The sequence below is a fragment of the Mesorhizobium sp. GW821-FHT04C10 genome (genome assembly GCF_059420305.1).
On the sequence record NZ_JBWKTL010000001.1, the window covers coordinates 5,324,269 to 5,349,290 of the forward strand.

General features: G+C 62.6%; 26 protein-coding genes and 1 pseudogene. 11 read left to right on the forward strand and 16 right to left on the reverse strand.

Annotated elements, in window-relative coordinates:
* Nucleotides 1–101: 101 nt before the first annotated feature.
* Nucleotides 102–1,100 carry a transporter gene (locus tag AC07UC_RS26020; protein WP_202323178.1) on the forward strand — a complete coding sequence of 333 codons (999 nt, stop codon included), beginning with the start codon at nucleotides 102–104 and terminating at the stop codon, nucleotides 1,098–1,100.
* A gap of 33 nt (nucleotides 1,101–1,133) precedes the next feature.
* On the opposite strand, the gene rarD is transcribed toward AC07UC_RS26020, so the two are convergent.
* From rarD to cysS, 7 genes are all read right to left on the reverse strand, one after another.
* Nucleotides 1,134–2,051, reverse strand: a complete 918-nt coding sequence (gene rarD, locus AC07UC_RS26025; RefSeq protein WP_494907857.1) for an EamA family transporter RarD — start codon at nucleotides 2,049–2,051, stop codon at nucleotides 1,134–1,136.
* 83 nt (nucleotides 2,052–2,134) lie between these two features.
* Complete coding sequence (gene cimA, locus AC07UC_RS26030) at nucleotides 2,135–3,757, reverse strand: citramalate synthase (protein WP_494907858.1); 1,623 nt, start codon at nucleotides 3,755–3,757, stop codon at nucleotides 2,135–2,137.
* The gene (pip, locus tag AC07UC_RS26035; protein WP_494907859.1) at nucleotides 3,754–4,704 is read right to left on the reverse strand and encodes a prolyl aminopeptidase; all 951 of its coding nucleotides are present in this window, start codon (nucleotides 4,702–4,704) and stop codon (nucleotides 3,754–3,756) included. Before pip ends, cimA begins: the two co-directional genes overlap by 4 nt.
* Nucleotides 4,701–5,177, reverse strand: coding sequence for a GFA family protein (locus AC07UC_RS26040; protein WP_494907860.1), 477 nt, complete (start codon nucleotides 5,175–5,177; stop codon nucleotides 4,701–4,703). Before AC07UC_RS26040 ends, pip begins: the two co-directional genes overlap by 4 nt.
* The gene (locus AC07UC_RS26045) at nucleotides 5,174–5,665 is read right to left on the reverse strand and encodes a GFA family protein (protein ID WP_494907861.1); all 492 of its coding nucleotides are present in this window, start codon (nucleotides 5,663–5,665) and stop codon (nucleotides 5,174–5,176) included. Before AC07UC_RS26045 ends, AC07UC_RS26040 begins: the two co-directional genes overlap by 4 nt.
* 6 nt (nucleotides 5,666–5,671) lie before the next feature.
* Nucleotides 5,672–6,058 (reverse strand): VOC family protein, encoded by a 387-nt coding sequence (locus AC07UC_RS26050; protein WP_494907862.1) that lies wholly within the window; start codon nucleotides 6,056–6,058, stop codon nucleotides 5,672–5,674.
* Nucleotides 6,055–7,488 carry a cysteine--tRNA ligase gene (cysS, locus tag AC07UC_RS26055; RefSeq protein ID WP_494907863.1) on the reverse strand — a complete coding sequence of 478 codons (1,434 nt, stop codon included), beginning with the start codon at nucleotides 7,486–7,488 and terminating at the stop codon, nucleotides 6,055–6,057. Before cysS ends, AC07UC_RS26050 begins: the two co-directional genes overlap by 4 nt.
* A gap of 416 nt (nucleotides 7,489–7,904) precedes the next feature.
* On the opposite strand from cysS, the gene AC07UC_RS26060 reads away from it, so the two are divergent.
* Nucleotides 7,905–8,060: a hypothetical protein gene (locus AC07UC_RS26060; protein WP_140768494.1), complete on the forward strand. Its 156-nt coding sequence runs from the start codon at nucleotides 7,905–7,907 to the stop codon at nucleotides 8,058–8,060.
* Between the two features lie 78 nt (nucleotides 8,061–8,138).
* Here AC07UC_RS26060 and AC07UC_RS26065 read toward each other — a convergent pair whose 3' ends face one another.
* Complete coding sequence (locus AC07UC_RS26065) at nucleotides 8,139–8,900, reverse strand: SOS response-associated peptidase (RefSeq protein ID WP_494907864.1); 762 nt, start codon at nucleotides 8,898–8,900, stop codon at nucleotides 8,139–8,141.
* Nucleotides 8,901–9,027: 127 nt separating this feature from the next.
* On the opposite strand from AC07UC_RS26065, the gene AC07UC_RS26070 reads away from it, so the two are divergent.
* The 4 genes from AC07UC_RS26070 to AC07UC_RS26085 all read left to right on the forward strand — a co-directional run bounded on the left by AC07UC_RS26070 (nucleotide 9,028) and on the right by AC07UC_RS26085 (nucleotide 11,475).
* On the forward strand, nucleotides 9,028–9,462 hold the full coding sequence (locus tag AC07UC_RS26070; protein ID WP_140768498.1) for an NUDIX hydrolase: 435 nt from the start codon (nucleotides 9,028–9,030) through the stop codon (nucleotides 9,460–9,462).
* 62 nt (nucleotides 9,463–9,524) lie between these two features.
* Nucleotides 9,525–9,902 carry a TIGR02301 family protein gene (locus AC07UC_RS26075; RefSeq protein WP_140768500.1) on the forward strand — a complete coding sequence of 126 codons (378 nt, stop codon included), beginning with the start codon at nucleotides 9,525–9,527 and terminating at the stop codon, nucleotides 9,900–9,902.
* A gap of 452 nt (nucleotides 9,903–10,354) precedes the next feature.
* Nucleotides 10,355–10,612: a hypothetical protein gene (locus AC07UC_RS26080; RefSeq protein ID WP_008874920.1), complete on the forward strand. Its 258-nt coding sequence runs from the start codon at nucleotides 10,355–10,357 to the stop codon at nucleotides 10,610–10,612.
* Nucleotides 10,613–10,683: 71 nt separating this feature from the next.
* Nucleotides 10,684–11,475, forward strand: a complete 792-nt coding sequence (locus tag AC07UC_RS26085; protein WP_494907865.1) for a hypothetical protein — start codon at nucleotides 10,684–10,686, stop codon at nucleotides 11,473–11,475.
* A 35-nt stretch (nucleotides 11,476–11,510) separates the two neighbouring features.
* On the opposite strand, the gene AC07UC_RS26090 is transcribed toward AC07UC_RS26085, so the two are convergent.
* Nucleotides 11,511–12,842 (reverse strand): dihydroorotase, encoded by a 1,332-nt coding sequence (locus tag AC07UC_RS26090; RefSeq protein WP_494907866.1) that lies wholly within the window; start codon nucleotides 12,840–12,842, stop codon nucleotides 11,511–11,513.
* 75 nt (nucleotides 12,843–12,917) lie between these two features.
* Between AC07UC_RS26090 and ygfZ the strand changes: the two genes are divergently transcribed.
* From ygfZ to AC07UC_RS26105, 3 genes are all read left to right on the forward strand, one after another.
* Nucleotides 12,918–13,778: a CAF17-like 4Fe-4S cluster assembly/insertion protein YgfZ gene (gene ygfZ, locus AC07UC_RS26095; RefSeq protein ID WP_494907867.1), complete on the forward strand. Its 861-nt coding sequence runs from the start codon at nucleotides 12,918–12,920 to the stop codon at nucleotides 13,776–13,778.
* Nucleotides 13,778–14,413, forward strand: a complete 636-nt coding sequence (locus tag AC07UC_RS26100; RefSeq protein WP_056563397.1) for an HD domain-containing protein — start codon at nucleotides 13,778–13,780, stop codon at nucleotides 14,411–14,413. The genes ygfZ and AC07UC_RS26100 overlap by 1 nt, the downstream gene beginning before the upstream one ends.
* A 65-nt stretch (nucleotides 14,414–14,478) precedes the next feature.
* Nucleotides 14,479–16,620, forward strand: coding sequence for a putative bifunctional diguanylate cyclase/phosphodiesterase (locus AC07UC_RS26105; RefSeq protein WP_494907868.1), 2,142 nt, complete (start codon nucleotides 14,479–14,481; stop codon nucleotides 16,618–16,620).
* Nucleotides 16,621–16,706: 86 nt separating this feature from the next.
* Here the strand turns inward: AC07UC_RS26105 and AC07UC_RS26110 are convergent, their stop codons facing one another.
* Nucleotides 16,707–17,627 carry a LysR family transcriptional regulator gene (locus AC07UC_RS26110; protein ID WP_494908991.1) on the reverse strand — a complete coding sequence of 307 codons (921 nt, stop codon included), beginning with the start codon at nucleotides 17,625–17,627 and terminating at the stop codon, nucleotides 16,707–16,709.
* Between the two features lie 93 nt (nucleotides 17,628–17,720).
* Here AC07UC_RS26110 and AC07UC_RS26115 point away from each other — a divergent pair.
* Nucleotides 17,721–18,475 (forward strand): annotated as a pseudogene (locus AC07UC_RS26115) (SDR family oxidoreductase).
* 60 nt (nucleotides 18,476–18,535) lie between these two features.
* On the opposite strand, the gene AC07UC_RS26120 reads toward AC07UC_RS26115, so the two are convergent.
* Nucleotides 18,536–19,426, reverse strand: a complete 891-nt coding sequence (locus AC07UC_RS26120) for a fatty acid desaturase family protein (protein WP_494907869.1) — start codon at nucleotides 19,424–19,426, stop codon at nucleotides 18,536–18,538.
* A gap of 112 nt (nucleotides 19,427–19,538) precedes the next feature.
* Between AC07UC_RS26120 and AC07UC_RS26125 the strand changes: the two genes are divergently transcribed.
* On the forward strand, nucleotides 19,539–20,456 hold the full coding sequence (locus AC07UC_RS26125) for a LysR substrate-binding domain-containing protein (protein WP_494907870.1): 918 nt from the start codon (nucleotides 19,539–19,541) through the stop codon (nucleotides 20,454–20,456).
* Nucleotides 20,457–20,466: 10 nt separating this feature from the next.
* Here AC07UC_RS26125 and AC07UC_RS26130 read toward each other — a convergent pair whose 3' ends face one another.
* From AC07UC_RS26130 to AC07UC_RS26150, 5 genes are all read right to left on the reverse strand, one after another.
* Nucleotides 20,467–20,739 carry a DUF3303 domain-containing protein gene (locus AC07UC_RS26130; protein ID WP_140768516.1) on the reverse strand — a complete coding sequence of 91 codons (273 nt, stop codon included), beginning with the start codon at nucleotides 20,737–20,739 and terminating at the stop codon, nucleotides 20,467–20,469.
* A 78-nt stretch (nucleotides 20,740–20,817) separates the two neighbouring features.
* Nucleotides 20,818–22,284, reverse strand: a complete 1,467-nt coding sequence (locus AC07UC_RS26135; protein ID WP_140768518.1) for a RimK family ATP-grasp domain-containing protein — start codon at nucleotides 22,282–22,284, stop codon at nucleotides 20,818–20,820.
* Complete coding sequence (locus AC07UC_RS26140) at nucleotides 22,281–23,387, reverse strand: peptidase C39 family protein (protein ID WP_494908992.1); 1,107 nt, start codon at nucleotides 23,385–23,387, stop codon at nucleotides 22,281–22,283. The genes AC07UC_RS26135 and AC07UC_RS26140 overlap by 4 nt, the downstream gene beginning before the upstream one ends.
* Nucleotides 23,388–23,595: 208 nt before the next feature.
* Nucleotides 23,596–24,387 (reverse strand): anti-sigma factor family protein, encoded by a 792-nt coding sequence (locus AC07UC_RS26145; protein ID WP_494907871.1) that lies wholly within the window; start codon nucleotides 24,385–24,387, stop codon nucleotides 23,596–23,598.
* Nucleotides 24,384–24,902, reverse strand: a complete 519-nt coding sequence (locus AC07UC_RS26150; RefSeq protein ID WP_140768522.1) for an RNA polymerase sigma factor — start codon at nucleotides 24,900–24,902, stop codon at nucleotides 24,384–24,386. Before AC07UC_RS26150 ends, AC07UC_RS26145 begins: the two co-directional genes overlap by 4 nt.
* Nucleotides 24,903–25,022: the final 120 nt, after the last annotated feature.

Genomic DNA, 25,022 nt, shown 5'->3' on the forward strand with positions numbered 1-25,022 from the left:
GTCAAGAAACCGTCACACGGAACCGGGTTCGCGCGTGCTAGAAATCGCGGGGAGGTGCCGCAGTGCGGCGCTGCGCTCGCAACCTGTATCTGGCACTGCCCATGGATATCGCCCTCGCTCCGGAAGGCTCCGACCTGTCGCCTTATCTACCCGATGAGCACGGGTTGTTCTTCAGCTATCATTTCACGGCGGAAGGCTCCCGCACCAAGGACCCCGCGCAGGCGCGATGGACATGGCGCAGCTACCAGATCACCGACCTCCACGCTCGCCAGGAGATCGGCGCCGAGAAGGCTCTGCCGACCCCGGCGCGCGATGCTTTCCTCGCCCCCAGCCATGGCTGCCACATCGACTATGAGGATGGCTGGCTCTACGGCGATCTGCCGGACCTCAAGCACGATTTTTCGGAAGCGCGCGGGCTCGTCCATTTCCGCTTCGCCTTCAACGACACGATGCTGATCGGCGCCCGCAAGCAGCCGTTGGAGTCGGTCGACGCCGTGCGCAAGGTAGTGGAGAGTGGATCGCGGAAATTCCGCTCGCCGTCGGACCTGATCGAGGCGGTCATGGGCCAGTCGCTTGATGGCATGGCGATCGAGCTCGGCAAGCTCGGCGACACGCTCGATGGCATCGAGGACCGCGTCGTGCGCGACGCATGGCACAATGAACGGCAAGCACTGGTCGAGGCGCGCCGGCAGCTCGTGGTCATCCACCGGCAGATGGCAACGCTGACCACCCTGTTCCGGCATCTCGACCATTCGCATCGCGATGAGTTGCCGGATTCGATCAACGACATGGCGGCCCGACTCTCGCACCGGGCGCAGACGCTCTACCATGACGGCGAGCAGTTGCAGGCGCGCACGAGGCTTCTGCAGGACGAGCTGATGGCCAAACTGACCATGCAGTCGAACCAGTTGCTCTACGTTCTCTCTGTCATGACGGCCGTGCTGCTGCCTATGACCATTATCTCCGGCCTGTTCGGCATGAATGTCGGCGGACTGCCGCTTGTCGACACGCCATTGGGCTTCTGGGTGGTGACGGCGGTGTCAATGGCTATCGCCGCGGCCACCTATCTGTTCGTCAGACGGCTTGGCCGGGGCCTGTAGCGGCAACCCATCGGCAATATCTTGCGCGGAAGCCTATCGGGCAGCAGCCCGCCGGGCCGTCATCAGCATCGACCAGGAATAGATCGCCAAGGCCATCCAAATCAGGGCAAAGGCAACGGCCTGGGTGGTGCCGAACGGCTCATCGAAAATCAGGACCGCGATCAGGAACACCATGGTCGGCGCGATATATTGCATGATGCCGATGGTGGAGAGGCGCAAAAGCTTGGCGCCGAACGCAAACAGAAGCAGCGGCACCGATGTGACAGGGCCGCAGCCGATCAGCAATGCCGTATCGGTGCCGTTGCCGGACACGATGTGATCCTGTCCGGTCGCGATCAGGTAGGCGATATAGAAGAGAGCGGGCACGGACAGCAAAAGCACTTCGAGCAGAAAGCCCTGGCTTGGCCCGATCGGCAGCGTCTTGCGGAAGAAGCCGTAGGCGGCGAAGGAAAAGGCCAGCGCCAGCGATACCCAGGGCAGCTTGCCGCCCTCGATTGTCAGCACCGCCACGGCGACCGTCGCCAGCACCACCGCCGCGATCTGCAATTTGTCGAGGCGTTCGCCAAGCAGCAGCGCACCAACAACGACGCTGACCAACGGGTTGATGTAGTATCCAAGCGCAGTCTCGACGGTGCGGTCGACGGCGATCGCCCAGACATAGATGCCCCAGTTGACCGAAATCAGCGCCGCCGTCAGCGCCGCCATGGCGATGGTGCGGGGTGAGCGAATTGCCGCCTTGAAGTCCGCCGTGCGGCCGGCCCAGACCAGAACCGCCGCCGCGATCGGCACGGACCAGACAATGCGGTGGGCGATCACCTCGGCAAGCGGCAGATGCGCCACCGCCTTCATGTAGAAAGGCAGCAACCCCCACAGGAGATAGGCGCCCAACGCCAGCAAGAAGCCGTGGCGGGCTTTTGAATCCGCGTCCAGGGCAATTGCTTCAGTGGCCATGGGCAAACGCTATGGCCCAGTAATCTTGGCAAGACCATCACAAAGTTCTGATGGATCAATGGACTTTCGCTGATGGGTCAACCTTATTCGGCGGCAACCAAGCCAGCCATCTCACGGTTCTTCATCAGCTTGTACACGATCGAATCCATCAGCGCCTGGAATGAAGCGTCGATGATGTTTTCGGAAACTCCGACCGTCCACCAGCGCGCACCGGTGCCGTCATGCGATTCGATCAGCACGCGGGTGATCGCCTCGGTGCCGCCATTGAGGATACGCACCTTGAAGTCGGCGAGTTCTAGATCGACGATCTCGCTTTGGTATTTGCCGAGATCCTTGCGTAGCGCGATGTCGAGCGCGTTGACCGGTCCGTGCCCCTCGGCCACCGACATCTTCTCCTCGCCGTCGACCAGCACTTTCACGATCGCTTCGGACACGGTCTTCAACTGACCGTTGGCATCGAAACGCCGCTCGACCATGCAACGGAACGAGGTGACATTGAAGAATTCCGGCAGGCCGTGCAGCATCTTGCGCGCGAGCAGCTCGAAGGAGGCGTCGGCGCCCTCATAGGCATAGCCTTCGGCCTCGCGTTCCTTGACCACGGCAATCAGCGCATCAAGCCGATGATCGTCCCTGGGCACGTCAATGCCGCGCCGCTTCAGTTCGGCGAGGAAATTGGCCTTGCCGCCCTGGTCGGAGACCATGACGCGGCGGCGGTTGCCAACGGATTCCGGCGGAACATGCTCATAGGTCGCCGGTTCCTTGGCCAGCGCCGAGGCATGGATACCGGCCTTGGTGGCGAAAGCCGAGGCGCCGACATAGGGCGCTTGCGCTTCCGGGGCACGGTTCAAGAGTTCATCGAATGCGCGCGACAGGCGCGAGATGCCGGTCAGCGCCTCGGCCGAAATACCCGTCTCGAAGCGATCCGCGAATGCCGGCTTCAGCGCCAGTGTCGGCACGATCGAGATCAGGTTGGCATTGCCGCAGCGCTCGCCAATGCCGTTCAGCGTGCCCTGGATCTGGCGCACACCGGTCTCGACGGCGGCCAGGGAATTCGCAACCGCCTGGCCGGTGTCGTCATGGGCGTGGATACCCAGATGATCGCCCGCAATGCCCGTTTCGATGACCTTGGCGACGATGGTGCGCACTTCCGAAGGCTGCGTGCCGCCATTGGTATCGCACAAGACAACCCAGCGCGCGCCGGCATCATAAGCCGTTTTCGCGCAGGCCAGCGCATAGTCCGGATTGGCCTTGAAGCCATCGAAGAAATGCTCGCAGTCGACCATCGCTTCTTTGCCGGCGGCGACGGCGGCCTCGACCGAAGTCTTGATCGACTCCAGATTCTCCTCGTTTGTGCAGCCGAGCGCCACGCGGACATGATAATCCCAGCTCTTGGCGACGAAGCAGATGGCGTCCGATTTCGACTGCACGAGCGCCGCAAGGCCGGGATCGTTCGAGGCGGAGACCCCTGCCCGCTTGGTCATGCCGAAGGCGACGAACTTCGCCTTGGCCGTGCGCTTCTTCTGGAAGAAGGCGGTGTCGGTCGGATTCGCGCCGGGATAGCCGCCCTCGACATAGTCCATGCCGAAGTCGTCGAGCAGTTTTGCAATCGCGATCTTGTCCTCGACCGAAAAGTCGATGCCCGGCGTCTGCTGGCCATCGCGCAATGTGGTGTCGAAGAGATAGAGGCGGTCGCGGGTCATGGTCATTTGCCTGCAAATTTGTCCGTCGCGCGGATCAACTGGTCGAGGATGCCGGGCTCGGAATAGGCGTGGCCGGCGCCTTCGATCAGGTGGAAATCGGCCTTTGGCCAGGCCTTGTGCAGCGCCCAGGCATAGCGCGCCGGACACGGCATGTCGTAGCGGCCATGGACGATGGTGCCGGGAATGTCCTTGAGCTTGTGCGCATCGCGCAGAAGCTGCCCCTCCTCCAGCCAGCCGGCATGGACGAAATAGTGGTTCTCGATACGGGCAAAGGCGACGGCATAGTCGTCCTGTCCAAACGGACCGCTGGTTTCAGGCTCCGGCAGCAGCGTGATCGTCTCCCCTTCCCACAGGCTCCAGGCGCGAGCAGCCTCTATCTGCGCCTTGCGGTCCGTGCCGACCAGACGCTTGCGGTAGGCCGCCATCATATCGCCGCGCTCGGCCTCGGGGATGGGCGCCAGGAAACGTTCCCACTTGTCGGGAAACATCTCGGAGACACCGAACTGATAATACCATTCGAGCTCCGCGCGCGTCAGCGTGTAGATGCCACGCACCACCAGCTCGCTGACGCGGTCAGGGTGCGTCTCCGCGTAGGCGAGCGCCAGCGTCGAGCCCCAGGAACCGCCGAACACCAGCCATTTGTCGAAGCCGGCCATTTCGCGCAGGCGTTCGATGTCGGCAACGAGATGCCAGGTCGTATTGGCCTCCAGCGAGGCGTTCGGCGTAGATTTTCCGCAGCCGCGCTGATCGAACAGGATGACGTCGTAGAGTTTTGGATCGAACAGCCGCCGGTGTTTTGGCGAGATGGTGCCGCCTGGCCCGCCATGCAGGAACACGGCCGGCTTGGCACCCTTGGTGCCGGAACGCTCCCAATAGACCGTGTGGCCGTCGCCGACATCGAGCATGCCTGAGTCGAACGGTTCGATTTCCGGATAGAGTGTGCGCAAGTTCATAGTTTCAAGCCCTGTTGCGGCCAGTTGGCCGTTTCGTGGTCGGGGTGTTGGAAGGAGATGATCTGCTCCTGCCTGGCGTAGTAGTCGGGGTCGTCGTGGACCGGCGCCTCGAAGATCTTTTCCACCCAGGGCAACCGGGCCCCATAATTGACCTGGATTTGCGGTGCCAGATCCGAGCGGTCGTCGAAGGCGCCGATAGCGATCTCGAGCCCGCCGGGTTGGCGGTAGGTCAACGGCGTGCCGCAGCGGGCGCAGAATCCGCGATCGATGTTGATCGACGACTGGAAATAGCTCGGTTCCTCATGGGTCCATTCGACGTCATCCCGGGGCACGGTAACCAGCGCGCCGAAGAACGAGCCGAACTGCTTCTGGCACATGCGGCAATGGCAGATTGACGGACGCCCGAGCGCTCCCTTGATACGGAAGCGCACGGCGCCGCACTGGCAGCCGCCGGTTCGGACGGTCTCAGTCATGGTCTTTCCTCCGGCGGCCATTGTTCGGTGTCGTGATCGGGATGCTGATAGGAGACAAGCTCGGCGAGATAAGGGGCCGAATCCATGTCCGCCATCGTATCTTCGCCCGGCAATTGCGGAATGGTGTCGACATAAGGCAGTTTTGCTTCGGTGCCCCACTGTACAGTCGGTGCGATGCCTGCCGGATCGTCGAAGGTGGCGATCGCCAGCGCAAGTCCGTCGGGCGCCTCGAAGGTCAGCGGCGTGCCGCATTCGGCGCAGAAGCCGCGCCAGGCGGCATTGGAGGAGCGGAAACGCTTGGGCTCGCCGCGCGTCCAGTCGAGCTTGGCGCCATGCACCGAGACCAGCGGCATGTAGAAATTGCCGCTCGCCTTCTGGCACATGCGGCAGTGGCAGATCGAGGCGTCGCCAAGCGTGCCTTCGACGCGGAAGCGCACCGCGCCGCATTGGCAGCCGCCTGTGTAGACCGGCCGGTTGTCGAGGCTCATCGCGTCTCACTCCGGATCATGGCAGACGGCCTCGACATTGTTGCCGTCGGGATCGAAGACGAAGGCACCGTAGTAATTCGGGTGATAGTGTGGGCGCAGCCCCGGCCCGCCATTGTCCTTGCCGCCGGCGGCAAGCGCCGCCGCGTGAAAGGCGTCGACCTCGGCACGGCTGCGCGCGGTGAAGGCAATGTGCTGATGGGCCTTGGGCTTGTCCTTTGCGGCCTGCAACCAGAACACCGGGCGGTCGCGGCCGTAGCCACCGACTTTCTCACCGCCGGTGTATTCCAGCGGCACCATGTAGATCAGCGAAGCGCCAAGCGGTGCCATCGCCTTGTCGTAGAAAGCCTTCGAAGTGTCAAAATCGGCAACGTTGATGCCGAGATGGTCGATCATCTTTTTACCTCCCAGGTCGTGATGCGTTCGCCGGTCGCCGGATCCTTGCCGTCCTTCAACTGCACGCCTTGCGCCAAAAGGTCATCGCGGATGCGGTCGGCCTCGGCCCAGTTCTTCGCCGCGATGAGAGCGAGGCGATTGGCGATTGCCTTGGCGATCTTGTCCTCATCCACCTCTTCGAAGCCGACATCGAAGCCAAGAAACAGCAGCGACGCCTTCAGTGCGGCAGCGGCTTCGTTGCCGTCGGCTGCCTCACCGGCCAACTGCGTCAAAACCTGGAAGGCGGCATAGGTGGCCAGGTCATCGGAGAGTGCCTCCACGACCTTTGCCGGCAGTTGCCCGACGGCCGGCGCCAGGTCCGCCGCGCGTTTCCACTTGCGCAGCGTGTTCTCCGCCTCCTCCAGCTTGCGCGCGGAGAAGTCGATCGGCTCGCGGTAGTGCGTCATCAGCATCGCCAGCCGCAGAACATCGCCCGGCCAGCTGCGGCCGCCGAAGGTCTCGGTCTCCAGCAGTTCATGGATCGAGTAGAAATTGCCGAGGCTCTTCGACATCTTCTGGCCCTCGACCTGCAGGAAGCCATTGTGCATCCAGACATTGGCCATGACCGACGTGCCGTGGGCGCAGCGCGACTGGGCGATCTCGTTCTCATGATGCGGGAAGATCAGGTCGAGGCCGCCGCCATGGATGTCGAAAACCTCGCCGAGATAGGCCGCGGACATGGCGGAGCATTCGATGTGCCAGCCCGGCCGGCCCCTGCCCCATGGGCTCTCCCAGCCCGGCTCTTCCCGCGATGACAGCTTCCACAGCACGAAATCCTGCGGGTTCTTCTTGTGCGCGTCGACGGCGATGCGAGCGCCGGCCTGCTGCTCGTCGAGATTGCGCTTCGACAATTGCCCATAGTCCGGCATCGACGCCGTATCGAAGAGAACTTCGCCAGCGGCGACATAGGCATGGCCGCGTTGGATCAGGCTTTGAATCAAGGTGATCATGTCGGCCTTGCCGTCGGCGCGCGGCTCGACGAATTCGGTGGCGCGCGGTTCGACTGTCGGCTCGAGGCAGCCGAGCGTGGCGACATCCCTGTGGAACTGGTCGGCGGTCTTTTCCGTCACCCGCCGGATCGCTTCGTTGAGCGACAGCTTTCCGGTGGATATCTCGCCGCCGAAATCGCGTAACGCACGCGCGTTGATCTTGTCGTCGACGTCGGTGATGTTGCGCACATAGGTGACGTGGGCTTGTCCATAGAGATGGCGCAGCAGGCGGAACAGCACGTCGAAGACGATGACCGGCCTGGCATTTCCGATATGGGCGAAGTCGTAGACGGTCGGGCCGCAGACATACATGCGCACGTTCAGCGCATCGATCGGAACGAAATCCGTCTTCGTACGCGTCAGCGTGTTGTAGAGGTGCAGGCCCTTCGATGCGTCAGACATTCCATGCCTTCCCGGTTCAGAACTTCTTGTTTGCATGGAGCCAGCCTCGCGCCGAGGCGCAAATCAGGCTCCAGCCTGCTGGCCGGGGCGTTTGTCCAATCTGGGGAAAGATGAGGCGAAAACGTCCGGACCAGCGCGAGGCTAGCCAATAATGCAAATGCCACAAATGGCGAAAGACGTTTTCATGGGCGGCTTTATCGCCTTGGCCAGTGTTGCCGTCAAGTCGCTGATCCCGGGAAAAACGTCGCCAAGACAGGTAAACCCGTCGCTCGATCACGCGGAATCAGCCAGTGAAACATTTTATTAAACATGTCGGCACAGTCATGAAACATTCGCCGGCTAGATCACCAAGCGTCACGATTTGGTCGGAATCAGCCATCAAACGCAGACACGAAAACGTTACCAGGGAAGAGAACATGCCTCGAAGCAAGCAGGAAGCCAACCGCGCCAAGCAACCCGCGCTGGCCAGCCACTATCGCGCAATCGGCCCGGCCGCGATCGTCGCCGCACTTCTTCATACCGCGAAGAAGAAGAAGCCGGCGCAGAAGATCGTATCGCCGCGCGCCGCCTGAGATGATGTTCCGCCGGCGCGAGCGCCGGCGATGAGGGTGCAAACAAGCATCCTGGAATAAGGCCCTCGACAGGCTTCGCTAGAACAGCGTCATCTGACTGTCGTCGGTGCCAGGTTTCTGGCGTCTGGCCTTCTCGGGCTCCGGGCCGATCTCCCCTCTTACTTGAATCTCCGGTCCGGTGTTGGCGACCTTGTTGACGAGGTCGGAGACTGGAATCGCCTCGAAGAAATCGAGTTGCGCCGGTCGCAACAGGTCGGCGACGTCGCGCGGCTCCTGCGTGCGGCAATCCAGCCAGCGAGCGAAGTCCCTGGGATCGATGACAACCGGCATCCGATCATGAATATGGGCGATGTCGGCATTGGCGTTGACCGTTAGGATTGCGCCGGTATCCATTTCCGAGCCGCCCGGCTCCGCATAGGTCTCGATCAGGCCGGCAAAGGCGACCAGCCCGCCATGCCTGGGCCGGATCCAATAGGGCTGCCCCTTCTTGCCCCCGGTCTGCCGCCATTCGTAGAAGCCTGATGCCGGCACTAGCGCGCGGCGATGGCGCATGGCAGCCTTGAACGAGGCCTTTTCGATCGCGCCCTCCGAGCGCGCGTTGAACAGCAGCGGAAACTCCCTGGTGTCCTTCACCCAGGCCGGGATGAGCCCCCAGCGCACCAGCATCGGTTGCCGGTCCGGCAAATTGGAGCCTGGTGAGCGCGGCGCACCAGCGGTCGCCATCAGCACCGGCTGGGTCGGCGCGATGTTGTAGCGCGCCGGGAAATCTTCCAGTTCGGCCAAGCCCAGAAAGGCAGCGGTTTGATCCGGCGTGGCCGTCAAGGCAAAACGTCCGCACATGATCGATTGCTCCTGCCCTGGAATGGTTGCGCAAGAAAGTGGCGATGGAACAGCCGCACTGCAACCGCTAAAGCTGCCAGACGCCAACCGTCCACAGCGGGCTGCGGCGGTCGAACGATTGAGGGCCATGAACGACATGCGAAAGATACTGCCGGCTGTCTCCGTAGCCGTGGTGCGTGGCGACACCGTGCTGCTGGTCAAGCGAGCCCGGCAGCCCTCACAGGGACTTTATGCATTTCCGGGCGGCAAGGTCGAGGCCGGCGAGACGCTGGAGGATGCCGCGAAGCGCGAGCTGCTGGAAGAGACCGGTCTGCGTGCCACCGGTTTCCGCCCGCTTCGGGAAATCCATATCGACGGCAGGGATGATTCCCACCCTGTCGATTACCGACTCACGGTCTTCGGCGCCGCCTATGCCGGCGGCGAGGCCGTGGCCAGCGACGATGCCGAGACAGCCGCCTTCTACACGCTCCGCGAGATGACGGCGCTGCCGCTTGCCGGCTCGGTGTTCGCGGTGGCGGAAGATCTGCTTGGCCGACCTGCTGGTTCCCCTGAAAGCCGCTGAATTCCTCAACGGCGGCGCCGGAAACGCCTTGCAGGCGACAAATTGTTTGGCCACATAGACCTATGAGCCGCGCTCCTCTTCTTGTTGCTTTATGCCTTGCCGTCAGTACCGCCGTGGCCGTGCGGCCGGCGTTCAGCGCCGAGTCGCCGTTCGAGCCGGGGCTGATGCGGCTGGCAGAGGTTCTGGGGTCGCTGCATTTCCTGCGCAATCTGTGCGGGGAGAAGGGCGACCAGTGGCGCGGCGAGATGGAAAAACTGCTCGATTCGGAAAATCCGGACCCGGAGCGCCGCGCCCGCTTCATCGCCAGCTTCAATCGCGGCTATCGTTCCTTCGGCGGCACCTATACCCAGTGCACCGCTTCAGCCACCGAAGCCATCAGCCGCTACATGAAGGAAGGCGAGACGCTGTCGCGCGATATCGCTTCGCGCTATGGAAACTAATGTATGTCGCCCAAAGTGCCCCGGCTTTGGGGACGCGACATGCATAAGTACAAAGACATGAAACGCGTTGCATGACTCTGTTTCGACGCACGTGCTTTAGGCGATCCATCAACAGGTATCGGGGCCATCATCGGTGATGTTGGAGAAATCCGGCTTGTACCGGTCTGTGTCTTGGTGCAATCCTGATGTTGCACTTCTGCAACAGCGTTAATCAAACGTTACCGCACGAATGCGAAATTAACTCAAACTGAAGGTTTTCAACCCGCAGGCCGGCCTAATCGGCTAAGTTCGATCCGGGTTGAAACGCAGCTTCGCCAGATACAGCCGCCCCCTGTAAAAGACGATCAAAAAAATGTCGTATTTACAGATACTTACTTAGGCTGCGTGTAAACGGAACAGATCAAGCATGATCCCCATTGACGGGTCGCCGCTTGAAAGGGTGGACATCGCTTATGGAACATGGTGTCAACGACATCGACGCGCTGGTCAGGGAAGAAAAACGCCTGACGGCGGTGGAGAGCCACAGCGAAGCCTGGGCTGAAGGCCTTTCGGCCGGCATCGAGCCCGAGATCATTGCCGAGGCAGCGCTAGAGACCGCGTTCGGTGAAATGCTGCGCGCCAATGGCGAGACATCGGCCCTTGCCCTGCTCGACCGCATGCGTGAAAAGGTTATTGCTGGCGCCTTCGAACCCGAGCGGCTGCGGCACTGAACCGACATCCGGTTCTTTGACGATCGAGTGCCGTTTGGGCATCATGCCCGGGAGCCAAGGAGATACGGGCAGTGAATTTTCCGATGTCAGGCCGGTCGAAGGGCCTGGTCCTCCACATCCGCCTCGCCGCTTGCTGTGCCGCGATTGCCTTTGTGACGTGCCTGCCAAGCAGCCCGGCCTATGCGCTGAGCGAAATCCAGCGCGAAGAGCTTCCCTCACCCGTCACACCGTCAGCGGATAACGACGCTTCGTCGTCCGGCGGCGCGATTCCCATGCCGGACCCGGTGGGAACGCCACCTTCGACCGGCCAGCAGCCGGCCGCTCCGGACGCGGCGGAGCCCGACAGCCCGGCGGATGGCGGCAGCAACAGACCGCGTGTCGATCCCGAAGCACCCTTGCCGGAAGTCGTATACGACCTCGGCAAGCTGCCGGAGCCCGTGCGGCGCATGCACGACCTCATCATCGAAGCCTGCAAGAGCGGCGACATCGAAAAGCTCAGGCCCCTCATCGGCAAGGGCGACAGCATGACCCAGCTGTCGCTGGCCGACATCGACGGCGACGCCATCGCCTTCCTCAAAGGCCTGTCGGGTGACCCGGACGGCCAGGAGATCCTGGCCATCCTGGAGGAAGTGCTCAGTGCCGGCTATGTTCATGTCGATGCCGGAACACCGCAGGAACTCTATGTCTGGCCGTATTTCTTCGCGCTGCCGCTGGACAAGCTCGACGCCAAGCAGCGAGTTGAACTGTTCAAGATCGTAACCGCCGGCGATTTCGACGACATGAAGCAGTTCGGCGCCTATATCTTCTATCGCGTCGGCATCACGCCCGCCGGGGAGTGGACGTTCTTCGTCGCCGGCGACTGAGCGGCCTACCCCTCGACAAGGGAGATTGAGGAAGCCTATCCCGGCAACGCCTCGGAAAACTCCACCGCCCGGCCCTGCCCAGGTATCACGATCTCGCCGTCCCACATGATGCGGCGGCCGCGAATGACTGTGCCGACCGGCCAGCCGGTCACTTCCTTGCCGTCATAGGGCGTCCAGCCTGCCTTCGAGCCGGCTTGCGCATTGGTGATGGTCTCGCGCCGCTTCATGTCGACAATGGTGAAGTCGGCATCATAGCCGGCGGCGATGCGGCCTTTCCTAGCCATGCCGAAGATACGTTGCGGGCCGTGGCTGGAGAGATCGACAAAGCGCTGCAGGGTAAGCCGTCCCGCATTGACGTGGTCGAGCATGATCGGCACCAGCGTCTGCACACCGGTCATGCCCGAGGGCGAGGCCGGATAGGGCTTTGCCTTTTCGGCCAGCGTGTGCGGCGCGTGGTCGGAGCCGAGTACATCCACAATGCCTTGTGCGATGCCATGCCAGACGCCTTCGCGGTGGCGGGAGGCGCGCACCGGCGGGTTCATCTGGATCAGCGTACCGAGCCGGGCATAATCGTCGGCACTCAGCGTAAGATGGTGCGGCGTCGCCTCGCAGGTCGCGACGTCCTTGTGCTGTTCGAGGAACAGAATCTCCTCGGCGGTCGAGATGTGCAGGACGTGGATCCGGGCGCGAGCGTCGCGCGCGATGCGCACCAGCCGTTCGGTGCAGCGCAAGGCGGCGATTTCGTCGCGCCAGACCGGGTGCGATGACGGATCGTCCTCGATGCGTTCGCCCAGACGTTCGCGCAACCTGAATTCGTCCTCGGAATGGAACGCGGCACGACGGCGGGTGTTCCTCAGGATCGAAGCGACGCCTTCGTCGTCCTCGACCAGCAGATCGCCGGTGGACGATCCCATGAAGACCTTTATGCCCGCTGCCCCCGGCAGCCGCTCGAGTTCGCCGACGTCCTTGGCGTTATCGCGAGTCCCGCCGACCCAGAACGCGAAGTCGCAATGCATGCGGCCGCTGCCGCGCCGGACCTTGTCGGCAAGCGTTGCCTCGCTGGTAGTCAGCGGGTTGGTGTTCGGCATCTCGAACACCGCGGTGACGCCGCCAAGCACCGCCGCCAGCGAACCCGTTTCCAGATCTTCCTTGTGCTCCAGTCCAGGCTCGCGAAAATGCACCTGGCTGTCGACGACACCGGGCAGGATGTGCAAGCCGCGGCAGTCGATTGTCTCACCGGCCGAGGCCCGGTGGAGATCGCCGATGACCGCGATGCGCCCGTCCTTCACGCCGATATCGCGTTGCCCCTCGCCGTCATGGTTGACCACCGTGCCGCCTGTCAGGATGAGGTCGTAGGTCATGGGCATGCTCTCTTGCGGGGGGAGTGTCAGCGGCTTACGTAATGGCCAACCGTTTTGCAAGATCAGGCTTTTATCCTCCCCATGCCCTTTGCCCTGCTGAAAGACCGCGCGCTCATCTCCGTTTCCGGCCCGGATGCCGAGCACTTTCTGCAAAACATCCTGACCACCGATCTCGATACGCTTGGCGAAAGCGAAGCAAAGCCCGGCGCGCTGTTGACGCCGCAAGGCAAGATCCTGTTCGATTTCCTGATCTCGCGTGCCGGTGAAAACGCCTTCCGGCTGGAATGCCGTGCCGACATTTCGGATGATTTCATTCGCCGGCTGATGCTCTACAGGCTTCGCGCCAAGGTCGAGATTGCCAAGTCGGAACAGGCGCTTGTCACCGTTGCGTGGGGAAAAGGGTCAATCGCCTCGGAAAATGATTCAACCGCGGTTGCCGACACACGCTTTCCCAATGAAGGCGTCACGCGCTCATATGCCGGCACTGCGGGCGCCGGCGACGCCGCCGCCTGGCAAGCCTTCCGCATCGCCCACGGCATTGCCGAGAGCGGTGCCGATTATGCGTTGGGCGACGCCTTTCCCCATGACGTCCTGCTCGACGAGACGGGTGGCGTCGGCTTCAGGAAGGGCTGCTATGTCGGCCAGGAAGTCGTCTCGCGCATGCAGCATCGCGGCACGGCGAGGCGCCGTGTGTTGATTGTCCAGGCAAGTCCTCCCCTGCCCGCCGCAGGCACCGACCTCACCGTCGAGGGACGGCCGGTCGGTACACTCGGCTCGAGTGCCGGCGGCACGGGACTTGCCATTGCCCGCATAGACAGGGTCAAGGCAGCCTTGGACGCCGGCCAGCCGATCCTGGCGGGTGATGTCCCGGTGACGGTGACCATTCCCGCATGGGCCAAATTCCGTTTTCCTCAGGAAACCGTCAGCGCGGAGGAAGCCTGATGGCGGCGGACCGCGCCGGTGCGCCGCCACGTGCCTGGCAGCGCATGCTGTCCGGCCGTAGGCTCGACCTGCTCGACCCCTCCCCACTCGACATCGAGATTTCGGACATTGCCCATGGGCTTGCCCGGGTCGCCCGCTGGAACGGCCAGACCAGCGGCGAGCATGCGTTTTCGGTCGCCCAGCATTCGCTGCTGGTGGAGGCCCTGTTCAACGAACTGGCGCCACAGGCTTCGGCCGATGACCAGTTGGCCGCGCTGCTGCACGATGCGCCCGAATATGTCATCGGCGACATGATCTCGCCGTTCAAGTCGGTGATGGGCGGCAGCTACAAGGACTGCGAGTTGCGCCTGCAGCGCGCCATCCATCTGCGCTTTTCGCTGCCGCCCGAACCGGCCGCGGCACTGCGCAGGGAGATCAAGCGCGCCGACCAGATCGCCGCCTATTTCGAGGCAACGCTGCTCGCCGGCTTCTCTACCGCCGAAGCGACCGAATTCTTCGGCCGTCCGCGCGGTTTTTCCGCCGAGCGCTTCGACTTCACACCGCGCTCGGTGACCTCCGCGCAGAATGCCTTCCTGAAGCGGTTTTCAGGGATCGAGAAGTCGCGGCGCCCAGTTGCGACGTCGGCGGTAGGGTAGAAAACGCTAAATTAACCGGAAAAGATAACAGTGCGGTGTTCGATCACGCACCGCAGGCGCGCCTCATGCCCGTCGTGGATGTCAAGAATGGTTCGGTCGTCCCGGAGCGGGCGGCCGAAGGCATGGAGCGCTCGCGCCGCATGGAAGACGAGCTGCGCGAACAGAACGAACGCTTTTCAGCCGCCGTCGAGAACATGTCGCACGGCCTGTGCATGTTCGACGCCGACGAACGCATGATCATCTGCAACGGCAACTACCTCAATATCTTTCGCCTCGACGCCAAGCTGATACGTCCGGGCATCCGCTTCATCGATATCCTGCGGCACAGCGCCGACATCGGCATCGCCTCGCAAACCGCGGACGAGCTTTATGCCATCCGCAAACCCTATATCGACCAGGCGAAACCCTCGACCTACGAGGAGACGCTGTCGGATGACCGCATCGTCAGCATCTCGCACCGCCCGCTGGCCTTGGGCGGCTGGGTTTCGATCTACGAGGACATCACCGAACAGCGACGCGCCGAGCAGGACCTCAAGGAGCAGCACCGCCGCTTCGACGCCGCGCTCGCCAACATGTCGCAAGGCCTGCTGATGTACGACGGCAACGGCAAGATGATCGTGCGCAACCGGCGTTTTCTGGAGCTCTACAACGTCACCGCGGCGGACTTCCCGCTTGGAACAACGCACCGCGACGCGCTGGAACGATTGCTGGAACTCGGCATCTATACGAAGATCGATGTCGACAGCGAAGTCGCCAAAACCGAAGCCTGCCTGGTGGCGGCAAAGATGCATTCGGCCTATCGGTATCTAACCGACGGCAGGACGGTTCTGGTCACGCGCCAGCCGATGAGCGGCGGCGGCTGGGTGGTGACCTTCGACGACGTCACCGAACGCCGCCGCACCGAAGAGCGCATGACCCATCTTGCGCATCACGACACGCTGACCGGACTGCCCAACCGCTCGATGTTTCGCGAGCGGCTCGACCTGGCGCTGGACGATGAGGCGGCTACGCCGTTGGCGATCTTCTCGCTCGATCTCGACCGCTTCAAGGCGGTCAACGACACCTGGGGACATCCTGCCGGCGACTGGCTCCTGAAAAGCGTGGCCGAGAGGCTGCAGCACTGCCTGCGCAATGAAACAGACATCGTCGCCCGTTTCGGCGGCGACGAGTTCGTCATCATGCAGTTCAATTCCAGGGGCATCGCCGAGGCGGAGAAACTGGCGAAGCGCATCGTCGAGGCGATCGCAAAACCGTTTCGCGACAAGAGCCGGGAGATGCACATCGGTATCAGCCTGGGCATTGCCGTTTTCCCCGACGATGGCAGGGACGCCGATACGCTGCTGAAAAACGCGGATACCGCGCTCTATCGGGCGAAGAGCGAAGGGAGAAACCTGTATCGCTTCTTCGAGCCCGAAATGGACGCCGTGGTGCAGGCCCGCCGGGCGATCGAGGTGGACCTCGAGGCTGCGCTGCCGCGCCAGGAATTCGATCTCGACTTCCAACCCATCATGAACATCGCTTCCGGCGAGATCATCGGCGCGGAGGCCTTGATGCGCTGGCATTCGCCGGCGCGCGGCACTGTCGCGCCGGACGAATTCATTCCGGTCGCCGAAGAAACCGGACTGATCGTGCCGCTTGGCGAGTGGGCGCTGAGAACGGCCTGCACGGCGGCGGCAAGCTGGCCTTCCGGCTTGCGCATCGCGGTCAATGTCTCGGCCGTGCAGCTTAGAAGCGGCGGCTTTGCCCGCAGCGTCATCTCGGCGCTGGCCTTTTCCGGCGTGCCGGCCGCACAGCTGGAGCTGGAAATCACCGAAACCGTGCTGATGGACGAGAGCAAAGCCGTGCTCAAGACGCTGCGGCAGTTGCGCGAACTCGGCATCCGAATCGCGCTGGACGATTTCGGCACCGGCTATTCCTCGCTCGGCTACCTCAGGCGTTTCCCGGTCGACAAGATCAAGATCGATCGCTCGTTCATTGGCGACATGGCCAATCACGACACGGCGGCCATCGTCCGCACCGTCATCGGGCTCGGCACCGAGCTTGGCATTGTTGTCACCGCCGAGGGCGTCGAGACCGAGGTGCAGCTCGACATGCTGCGCAAGAATGGCTGCGTCGAGGCTCAGGGGTACCTGATCGGCGTACCGTCAAAGGCATCGGATATTCAGCGTCTGTTGAAATCGCGTACACTGCGCAGCCAGATCGGCTGACTTAGGCCAAAGGCGTTTTGTCACTCCGTCCCGAACCGAGCCGTTCGAGAGCATGCCGTCGGGCCTCTATTGTTCCGCCGCGCCATCTATTTGGAGATCAGTTCCCAGCTTGGTCTCGACAGGTGCGCCGCCATGAATCCGGCGACGGCTTCCACCTTCGCCGGGCGCGAGCGGGCCGACGGCGTGACGAAATACAGCGCGCCTCTGGGTAAAGTCCAGTCGGTCAGGATGGCTTCCATGCGCCCGTCGGCAAGGTATTCGCTGGCAATGAATTCCGGCAGCTCGGCAATTGCCAACCCCGCCAAAACGGTCGGAACCAGGGCGTCTGAGTTGGTTACTCGCAACGGCCCTGACGGTGTGACAACTTCCTGATCACCCACGACATTGCTGAAATGCCAGACGTCCTGCCGCGGACGATAGGCATAGCCCAGGCAGTGATGCGCGTCGAGATCGCGTGGTGTGCCTGGACGGCCATGCCTGGCGAGATAGGACGGTGCAGCCACGATATACGGGGCGATGCCGCACAGGCGCCTGGCAACCAGCGAAGAGTCCGGCAACACGGCAATCCGCAGTGCTGCGTCGAACCCTTCACCGATCAGATCGACGACCGCATCGCTCAGGTGCATATCGATCGACACATCAGGATAGAGCTTGAAGAAATCAGGAAGCAACGGCGCCACCCACCGCAACCCGAACGACATCGGCACGGCCAGACGCACCAGGCCGCGCGGGCTGGCTGACAGTTCTCGCGCCGCGTTCTCGGCATCCTCCGCGTCGCGGTAGAGTCGAGACGCACGTTCGGCGAGCCGCTGACCAAAATCGGTAAGAGCCAGCCGCCGCGACGTGCGGTTGAAAAGCCTCGCGCCAAGTCGCTCCTCCAGCCGACTGACACCACGCGACACCGTTGCCACCGACAGGCCGAGCACGCGTGCGGCAGCGGCAAAGGACCGCTCCTCCGCGACCTTGGCGAACATGGCCAAGCCTTCGAAATCCGGAACTTTCGACATCACCAATTCTGCAACGATTGTTTTCAAACATTGCTATTTCGAAAAGAACCGGCTGTCCATATGTCTTCGCTACCCACAACAGGAGTAGCGAAAATGACACGGAAGCTCGAAGGAAAGATCGCCCTGGTTACCGGCGGCAGCAGCGGCATCGGCCTTGGCATCGCCAAGCGCTTCGCCGCCGAAGGCGCGCATGTCTACATCACGGACGGCGACAGGCCGAGATCGACAAGGCCGTCGCGGCAATCGGCAAGAACGCCACCGGAATCCAGGCGGATTCGACCCGCTCTGCCGATCTCGACCGTCTCTATGCCCAGGTGAAAACGCAAAGCGGCCACATCGATGTACTCTCGGTCAATGCCGGCGGCGGTTCCATGCTGCCGCTCGGCCAGATAACCGAACAGCATTTTGACGAAACCTTCGACCGTAACGTCAAGGCAGTGCTGTTCACGGTGCAGAAGGCGCTCGCACTGCTGACCGATGGGGCCTCGGTGATCCTGACCGGTTCGACAGCCGGCTCGACCGGCGCGGCCGCGTTCAGCGTCTACGGCGCGTCCAAGGCGGCGCTGCGTAACTTTGCCCGCAGCTGGATTCTCGACCTGAAGGAGCGGCAGATCCGCGTCAACATCCTCAGTCCTGGCCCGACCCGTACGACAGGCCTCGCCGAGCTTGCCGGACCTGAAGCCCAGAACCAGAAGGGCTTGCTGGACTTCCTTGCTGCCCAGGTGCCGATGGGCCGGCTTGGCGATCCTGATGAGATCGGCAAGGCGGCAGTGTTCCTGGCCTCGGACGATTCCAGCTTTGTCACCGGGGCCGAACTGTTCGTCGACGGCGGCATAGCCCAGGTCTGACCGCTCATGCCGAACGGTCGCGCCCTCAACCGGACGCGACCGTTTGCCGGCTGCCCGGCATCAGCGCAATGTCTCTATGTATTTCTCATGGAAGCTGACATAGCCCGGCTCGACCACCTTGAGATGCCGCTCGATCAGCGCGTGAAACTGCGGCAATTGGTGAAACGGCACACCAGGATAGGCATGATGCTCGGCGTGGAACGGCATGTTCCAGGCGAGCTTGCGCACCACCCAATTGGTCAGCGTGGTTCTTGTGTTCTCCAGCATGTTGGCGACGAACGGACAGCGGCCGTGCTCGGCCAGGAGATAGAGGCGCAGAAACGGCTGACCGAGCAGAGCCGGAATGATCCAGACATAAAGGAGCACGGAGAGCTGGAAATAGACGGCGAGCAAAATGAGCACGGCGTAGAAGACAATCATGGCGCGCGCCTCGGCGCTAACCTTGGGTCGACCTTTCGGCGGCACATAGCTTTCCTGGCTGCCGCCGGCCGCATTGGCGTAGAGCGTCTTGAGGTGGCCCCACCACAGCGGAATGCCGGAGACATGCACGAGATACTGCCGCAGCGTTTCCGGCTTGGGAAAGGCCAGTTCCGGGTCGTTCTCGGGATCCTGGGTGAAGCGGTGATGGGCGAAATGGAAATAGCGGAACCAGTCGGCCGGCAATGCAAGCGCCAGGCTGCACACCCGCGCCACGGCATCGTTCAGCCACTGCGTCTCGAAGGCGGTGCGATGAACCGTCTCGTGCAGCAGCGTGAACAGGAACACGATCAGGATGCCTTGCGGCAGCATCAGCAACGGCCAGAATGGCACTTTCGCGGCAATCAGCGATCCAATGATCACAATCGCACCCCAGTGGGTGCCGAGCTGAATGAGACCCGCGGCGTCGGACTTGGCGGTCAGACGGCTGCGTTCTTCCGGGGTTAGTGACGCGATTATGTCGCGATGATCCATCGGCTCGATCCAGTCTGGCGATTTGACGAGGCTTACCCTATCCGCTGAAAAAGCTTTCCAAAAACGACGATTCCTGCAATTTGGATAAGGTTATCTTATCTATATGGCGATCATGGTCACATCTCCATCCCTCAAAGGGCTTCAGGCTTTCGAGGCCGCGGCACGCACGGGCAGCTTTGCCGCGGCGGCGGAGGAGCTTTCGGTTTCGGCCGCCGCCGTCAGCCAGCTTATCCGCACCGTCGAGGAGCAGATGGGCCGAAGGCTGTTTCATCGGGTCAACCGCAAAGTGGTCCTCACCGAGGCCGGCGTGGAGATGCTGCCACGGCTGACCATGGCCTTCCAGGAAATCGGCAGTGTCTCGCGCGAACTGGGCGGCGACGCATTTCGCCCGCGCCTGGTGGTCTCGGTGCCGCCATCCATGGCCATGGGCTGGCTTTCGCAGCGCCTGTTCGGTTTTGTCGCAAGCCATGGCGCCGCCGATATATCGCTGCGCGGTGACGACGACCCGGTGCCGTTCGACCGCGAGTTGATCGACATCAGGCTCTCTTACGGTCCGCACTATCGCGAGCACCCGACCGAGGATATCGCCCGGGACGCCGCCTATCCCGTCTGCGCACCATCGCTTTCCAGCACAATCAACGCAGGCGACGGTCCGCTTGCAGGGCTGCCGCTGATCCACACCGACTGGGGTCCGACCGGCGCATCGTTTCCGTCCTGGCGCAACTGGTTCGAGGCGGCCGGTGTCCAACCTGGCAGGGCGGCGCAGCGAGGCCTGTCGGCCAACTCGTCGCGTGCGGCGCTCGACCTCGCCATTTCGGGGCTGGGCGTTGCGCTGGCACAAGGGGTCTATTGTGCCGAGGCAGTGGAGGACGGCAGGCTGATAAGGCCGGCAGCCGGGGCAATTGCGCTACGCCAGCCCTATTGCCTGACGATCCCGGAGCGCAGCGCCAGACGCGATGTCGTGGCGGCGTTCCGCGACTGGCTGATCAAGGAATGCCAGCGCATGGTGGGCTCACCGGCGTTGCGTTGATACGCGATGGTCACAGGTGTCCGCTCAAGGCCACCACCATGTCCTTGCTGGTGGCCACGGGAATGATCTCGAATTCGACCAGATCAGCCCATTCGATGACCCAGCGCTGCAGGAGCGTGACGTCATCGGCCTCGACGAGCAGGAAGCAGCGGCTCATATCCGCCGCGATCCAGCTGTGGTGCACGACAAGCTCCTCCGGCTTCAGACGGCCCCGGTCGCGAAAGCGGCGGTAAATGTCCTTGCGATCGCAGCCGGTGAAATCCTCGATCACGATGAACTGCATGTTTCCCCCCTGGAGCAATTTCAGGAAAAGTGTGAAGCGGTTTTCCGTCCGGAATTGCTTCAAAACAAAGAGATAGAACTATTGCCGCCCCGGCCGGTCGAGCCGTTCCAGAAACCACTGCGTCAGCCGGATCCAGACCTCGTCCTTTTCGCCGGAATCCTCCCAGCCATGGTCGAGATTGGGATTATCGTTGACCTCAATGACGAAGACGCCGTCCTTCGTTTCCTTGAGGTCGACGCCGTAAAGGCCGTCACCGATGCAGCGTGCCGCCTTCACCGCCGTCTCTACGACATGGGTGGGCGTCTCCTTCAGCGTGAAGGTCTTGATGCCACCCTGGTCGGGCTTGCCGTTGGCCTTGTGGTTGACGATCTGCCAGTGCTTCTTGGCCATCAGATAGTGCACGGCAAACAGCGGCTGGCCGCCGAGCACGCCGACGCGCCAGTCATATTCGGTGGGAATGAATTTCTGCGCGATGAGGAGGTCGGAATCCTCCAGCCATTCGGTGGCGAGCGTCTTCAGTTCCTCGAAGTTGGCGCATTTCTTGACGCCGCGCGAGAAGGACGAATCTGGGATCTTCAGCACCAGCGGGAAGCCCAGCGTCTGCGCCGCGAGTTCAAGATCCGAGGTGCCGGCGATCATCACCGTCGGCGGCACCGGCACCTTGTTGTAGGACATCAGCTCGTTGAGATAGACCTTGTTGGTGCAACGGATCATCGACAGCGGATCGTCGATGACCGGCATGCCTTCCTGCTGCGCGCGACGGGCGAAGCGATAGGTGTGGTTGGAGATCGACGTGGTCTCGCGGATGAACAGCGCGTCGTAGTTCGCCAGCTTGGCGAGATCCTTCCTGGTGATGGGTTCGATTTCGACCCCCATCTTTTCGGCGATCTTGGCCCAGTAGCGCAGCGACGAAATTTCCGATGGCGGCAGTTCCTCATGCGGATCGACCAACGTGGCGAAGGTGTAGCGCGCCGGCGTGCGCCCCTTGGTGTCGCGCCATTCGCGGTTGGTGTAGGTCTCCAGGCACTGGATGAAGCTCTTTTCCTCATCCTCGGTCATGCGCGCCAGCGGATGAAAGCCGATCTTGCGGATCGAGGCCCATTCGGCGCTGTCCTTGATGTGGACCTCGAGCGCCGGCGCCCGGAACCAGTCGAACAGGAGCTTGGCGAAGCGGTCCCAGACCTTTGACGGGCCGATGCCGAAGAAGATGCAGACCTTGGCGGGAAAAGCGCCGCCGAGATCCTTGCGGCATTTGTTGAGCGCCAGTTCCAGTTCGGGCAGCGCATGTTCGTAGAGTTTGCGCTCCGACAGGTCGATCATCGTCTCGACGGTCGGGATAACCTTGTGGCCACGCGAGCTCGCCAGCAGCGAGGCATAGTAGCCGCGGCTCTGGTATCCGTAATTGTTCGACAGGTTGATGACCTTCGGACGCTGGCCCCGAAACAGCGAGGGATGCGCGAGGTAATCGCGGTTGGTGATGATCTTGTGCGGTGTCGCCACCTGGTCGAGATCGCTCTGCCGGCCGGTAAGAATGACCCAGGTCATTGTGTGTCGCGCTTCCCCAGAGTGATGGCGGCACGCAGTCCGTCGCGGCCGAACTGCGCCATGTTCATGAAGATGCCGTAGGGCACTGGAATGTTGGCGGCATCAAGGATGGTTTCCTGCCTTTCGTCCTCGACCCAGGGATCGTGGATCAGAATATGATCGCCGTCATCGCCGATGGCCAGCACCCAGTGCGGCACCTTCTTGCCGAACATCAGGAAGCCGCTGATCAGCACCAGCACCAGTTTTCCCTCTGATATCGCGGTGCGGATATCGTCGATGGCGAACGAGCGGTAATTCACCGGGATGCCGTAAAGTTCCGCGCGGCGGCGAAAGTCGACCTGGGCCAGTTCCATCACCCGGCGCTTGTCCTCGCTGCGCACCGACTGCAGGAACAGCGCGCCGTAGAAGGAAACAAAAATTTCCGCCGCGAGCCCGCTCTCGTACCCCGACACAGCCAGGCCGAACGGCTCGCAGCCGCCCGGACCCGACATCATGAAGACGGTGGTCGCCTCGCGCCAGAGGCGGATTTCCATCACCGGGTCGGGCACGAAGTCGCGGTCGAAATTGGCCATCGCCATCATCAGGCAGCATGGGCCGCAGGTGAACTCGCAGGTCTGCTGATAGAATGGCACCCTGGTGGCGACAGGAAGGTCGCCGCGCAATGTCTTTTCATAACGAAGCGCCGTCGCGCCGTCCTCGTAGTAGCCGGGCTCGCGGCCAATCTTGCGGTAGCCGGCCTGCTCATAGATGCGGATGGCCCGGTCGTTGTCCTCGCGCACTTCGAGACGCAGCATCATACGGTCGTGCTCGAAGGCGGCCTCCTCCGCCGCCGACAGCAGCCGGCGCCCGATGCCGAGCGCGCCGAAGAACGGGCCGACGGCTATGGAATAGAGCCGTGCCACCCCACTGCCCTTGCGAAACAGCACAATCGCATAGCCGGCGACGCGGCCATCGACTTCGGCGACCAGCGTCTCGGCGGTCTCGCGCTCGATGAACAGGCGAAAAGAGCGGCGGGAAATGCGATCGCTCGAAAAAACGGCTTTCTCGATGGCGGCGAGATCATCGACGTCAGAGGCGCGGGCCGTGCGGATCTCGGCAGGCATGCGACTTGAGAAAACCTCGATTGCGTTGCGGAAACGGCCCCAGTCAAAAGCGTCGCAAACACCGGCCGAAGCGCCGGTATTCATCAAGCGCTATCGCTCCTTGATTAGGGCCGAATTGTGACAGGTTCCCTGGCGGCAAGGAAGCTCGCGGGCTTTGAACAGGATCGCTGTTTCGACAGGTCGCCGGCGGCGGATGATTGCAGCGGACTCAGCTTGCCAAGCCTGCCAGAAGCTGGCCGTAGGCACTCTTGGCCACGACCGCCAATTGCTCGCGCGGCAGCGAACCGACGACGGCGCAGCCATAGCCCTTGTCCAGCCAGTAGACGGCCTGCGGGCCATCCTGCGCCGAAGCGTAGGTGCCCTTGGCGTTCTCCGTCGATTCGGCGGTGACGAAGAGGGATATGCGCTCGCCCTTGTCGTCCTCGTAGAGCAGCATCGCGGCCTTGCTGTCGCCGGCCGGCAGCAACCGGCCGCCGATCAGTTGAAAGCCATTCGCGCTCAAGTCCGGCGCCACCAGCTTCAGCCCGACCCGGTTGGACAGCCAGGTCTGCAAATGATCCTTGTCGCTGGCCAGCACTTCCACCGCATGCCGCTTCTCGGCAGCATAGATGACATGAGCGGCGATCGCCTGTTCGGCGAGCCGATCCTCGGCAGGATTCTCCTGCCCGACGCCGTCAATGCCGGCAAAGTAGCCGCCAAATCCGCCCGCGGCCAGAAGCACGGCCGCCGCCGCGGCAAGCCACCAGCGCGAGCGGGGCACCGCAGTCCTAATAGGCGCTTCGCCGAGCACCACCTTGCGCAAGCGGGCGGGAACAGGCTCATCCAGCACACCGGCAAAGGCGGAGCGCAAAGCCTCCCGGTCGGCTGTGAAGCGGGCGCTTCTGGCCTTCATCTCGGGATTGGCATCAAGCCAGGCATCGTAAGCGGTACGCTCGTCGGCCGGCAGTTCGCCATCGAGCGCCATATGGATGTCACGTTCGGAAAAATCGCGGCGGATCATTTCTCTACGATCCTTATCGCGCGGCGGCGTGCCGTGTCATCCAGCAACCCGCGTAATTCCTCACGCCCGCGCGCAATGCGCGACATCAGCGTGCCGGCGGGCACGCCCAGAATATTGGCGGCCTCGGCATAGGAAAAGCCTTCGATGGCAACCATGACAAGGGCCGCGCGGCGATCGGGGCTGATCGCCTGCAGCGCGTCGATGATCTCGCGCGAGGCGATGCCGTCCAACTGCTCGGCCGGCTGGGCAACCGCCTCGCCCGCTTCCAGTGGCAGCATCGCCGCTTCGCCGCGACGGTTCACCTTGCGCATCTGGTCGATGAACAAATGATGCATGATCGTAAACAGCCACCTCCTGGGGCTTTCTCCCGTCTGCCAGTTTTCGAGCCGCATGAGTGCGCGCTCGAGGCAGTCCTGAACGAGGTCATCGGCAGAATCGCGGTCGCGCAAAAGCGAGCGTGCGTAGCGGCGCAGGCGCGGTATTTCGCCAAGGATTGCTGCCTTCTTTTCGTCCATGACCGCTGGTTCTGAAATCGCCCTTATTGATCCCGATTCAACGCGCCTTCCCGGCGCGACGCAAGCGGCCAGCGCGAAGCGGTCCGACGCCCCGGTCACCCAAGCAATGAGATAACGTTC

Coding starts and splice junctions, on each gene's coding strand:
- AC07UC_RS26020 (WP_202323178.1), top strand. CDS start 102: ATGGATATCGCCCTCGCTCCGGAAGGCTCCGACCTGTCGCCTTATCTA.
- rarD (WP_494907857.1), bottom strand. CDS start 2,051: ATGGCCACTGAAGCAATTGCCCTGGACGCGGATTCAAAAGCCCGCCAC.
- cimA (WP_494907858.1), bottom strand. CDS start 3,757: ATGACCATGACCCGCGACCGCCTCTATCTCTTCGACACCACATTGCGC.
- pip (WP_494907859.1), bottom strand. CDS start 4,704: ATGAACTTGCGCACACTCTATCCGGAAATCGAACCGTTCGACTCAGGC.
- AC07UC_RS26040 (WP_494907860.1), bottom strand. CDS start 5,177: ATGACTGAGACCGTCCGAACCGGCGGCTGCCAGTGCGGCGCCGTGCGC.
- AC07UC_RS26045 (WP_494907861.1), bottom strand. CDS start 5,665: ATGAGCCTCGACAACCGGCCGGTCTACACAGGCGGCTGCCAATGCGGC.
- AC07UC_RS26050 (WP_494907862.1), bottom strand. CDS start 6,058: ATGATCGACCATCTCGGCATCAACGTTGCCGATTTTGACACTTCGAAG.
- cysS (WP_494907863.1), bottom strand. CDS start 7,488: ATGTCTGACGCATCGAAGGGCCTGCACCTCTACAACACGCTGACGCGT.
- AC07UC_RS26060 (WP_140768494.1), top strand. CDS start 7,905: ATGCCTCGAAGCAAGCAGGAAGCCAACCGCGCCAAGCAACCCGCGCTG.
- AC07UC_RS26065 (WP_494907864.1), bottom strand. CDS start 8,900: ATGTGCGGACGTTTTGCCTTGACGGCCACGCCGGATCAAACCGCTGCC.
- AC07UC_RS26070 (WP_140768498.1), top strand. CDS start 9,028: ATGAACGACATGCGAAAGATACTGCCGGCTGTCTCCGTAGCCGTGGTG.
- AC07UC_RS26075 (WP_140768500.1), top strand. CDS start 9,525: ATGAGCCGCGCTCCTCTTCTTGTTGCTTTATGCCTTGCCGTCAGTACC.
- AC07UC_RS26080 (WP_008874920.1), top strand. CDS start 10,355: ATGGAACATGGTGTCAACGACATCGACGCGCTGGTCAGGGAAGAAAAA.
- AC07UC_RS26090 (WP_494907866.1), bottom strand. CDS start 12,842: ATGCCCATGACCTACGACCTCATCCTGACAGGCGGCACGGTGGTCAAC.
- ygfZ (WP_494907867.1), top strand. CDS start 12,918: ATGCCCTTTGCCCTGCTGAAAGACCGCGCGCTCATCTCCGTTTCCGGC.
- AC07UC_RS26100 (WP_056563397.1), top strand. CDS start 13,778: ATGGCGGCGGACCGCGCCGGTGCGCCGCCACGTGCCTGGCAGCGCATG.
- AC07UC_RS26105 (WP_494907868.1), top strand. CDS start 14,479: ATGCCCGTCGTGGATGTCAAGAATGGTTCGGTCGTCCCGGAGCGGGCG.
- AC07UC_RS26110 (WP_494908991.1), bottom strand. CDS start 17,627: ATGTCGAAAGTTCCGGATTTCGAAGGCTTGGCCATGTTCGCCAAGGTC.
- AC07UC_RS26120 (WP_494907869.1), bottom strand. CDS start 19,426: ATGGATCATCGCGACATAATCGCGTCACTAACCCCGGAAGAACGCAGC.
- AC07UC_RS26125 (WP_494907870.1), top strand. CDS start 19,539: ATGGTCACATCTCCATCCCTCAAAGGGCTTCAGGCTTTCGAGGCCGCG.
- AC07UC_RS26130 (WP_140768516.1), bottom strand. CDS start 20,739: ATGCAGTTCATCGTGATCGAGGATTTCACCGGCTGCGATCGCAAGGAC.
- AC07UC_RS26135 (WP_140768518.1), bottom strand. CDS start 22,284: ATGACCTGGGTCATTCTTACCGGCCGGCAGAGCGATCTCGACCAGGTG.
- AC07UC_RS26140 (WP_494908992.1), bottom strand. CDS start 23,387: ATGCCTGCCGAGATCCGCACGGCCCGCGCCTCTGACGTCGATGATCTC.
- AC07UC_RS26145 (WP_494907871.1), bottom strand. CDS start 24,387: ATGATCCGCCGCGATTTTTCCGAACGTGACATCCATATGGCGCTCGAT.
- AC07UC_RS26150 (WP_140768522.1), bottom strand. CDS start 24,902: ATGGACGAAAAGAAGGCAGCAATCCTTGGCGAAATACCGCGCCTGCGC.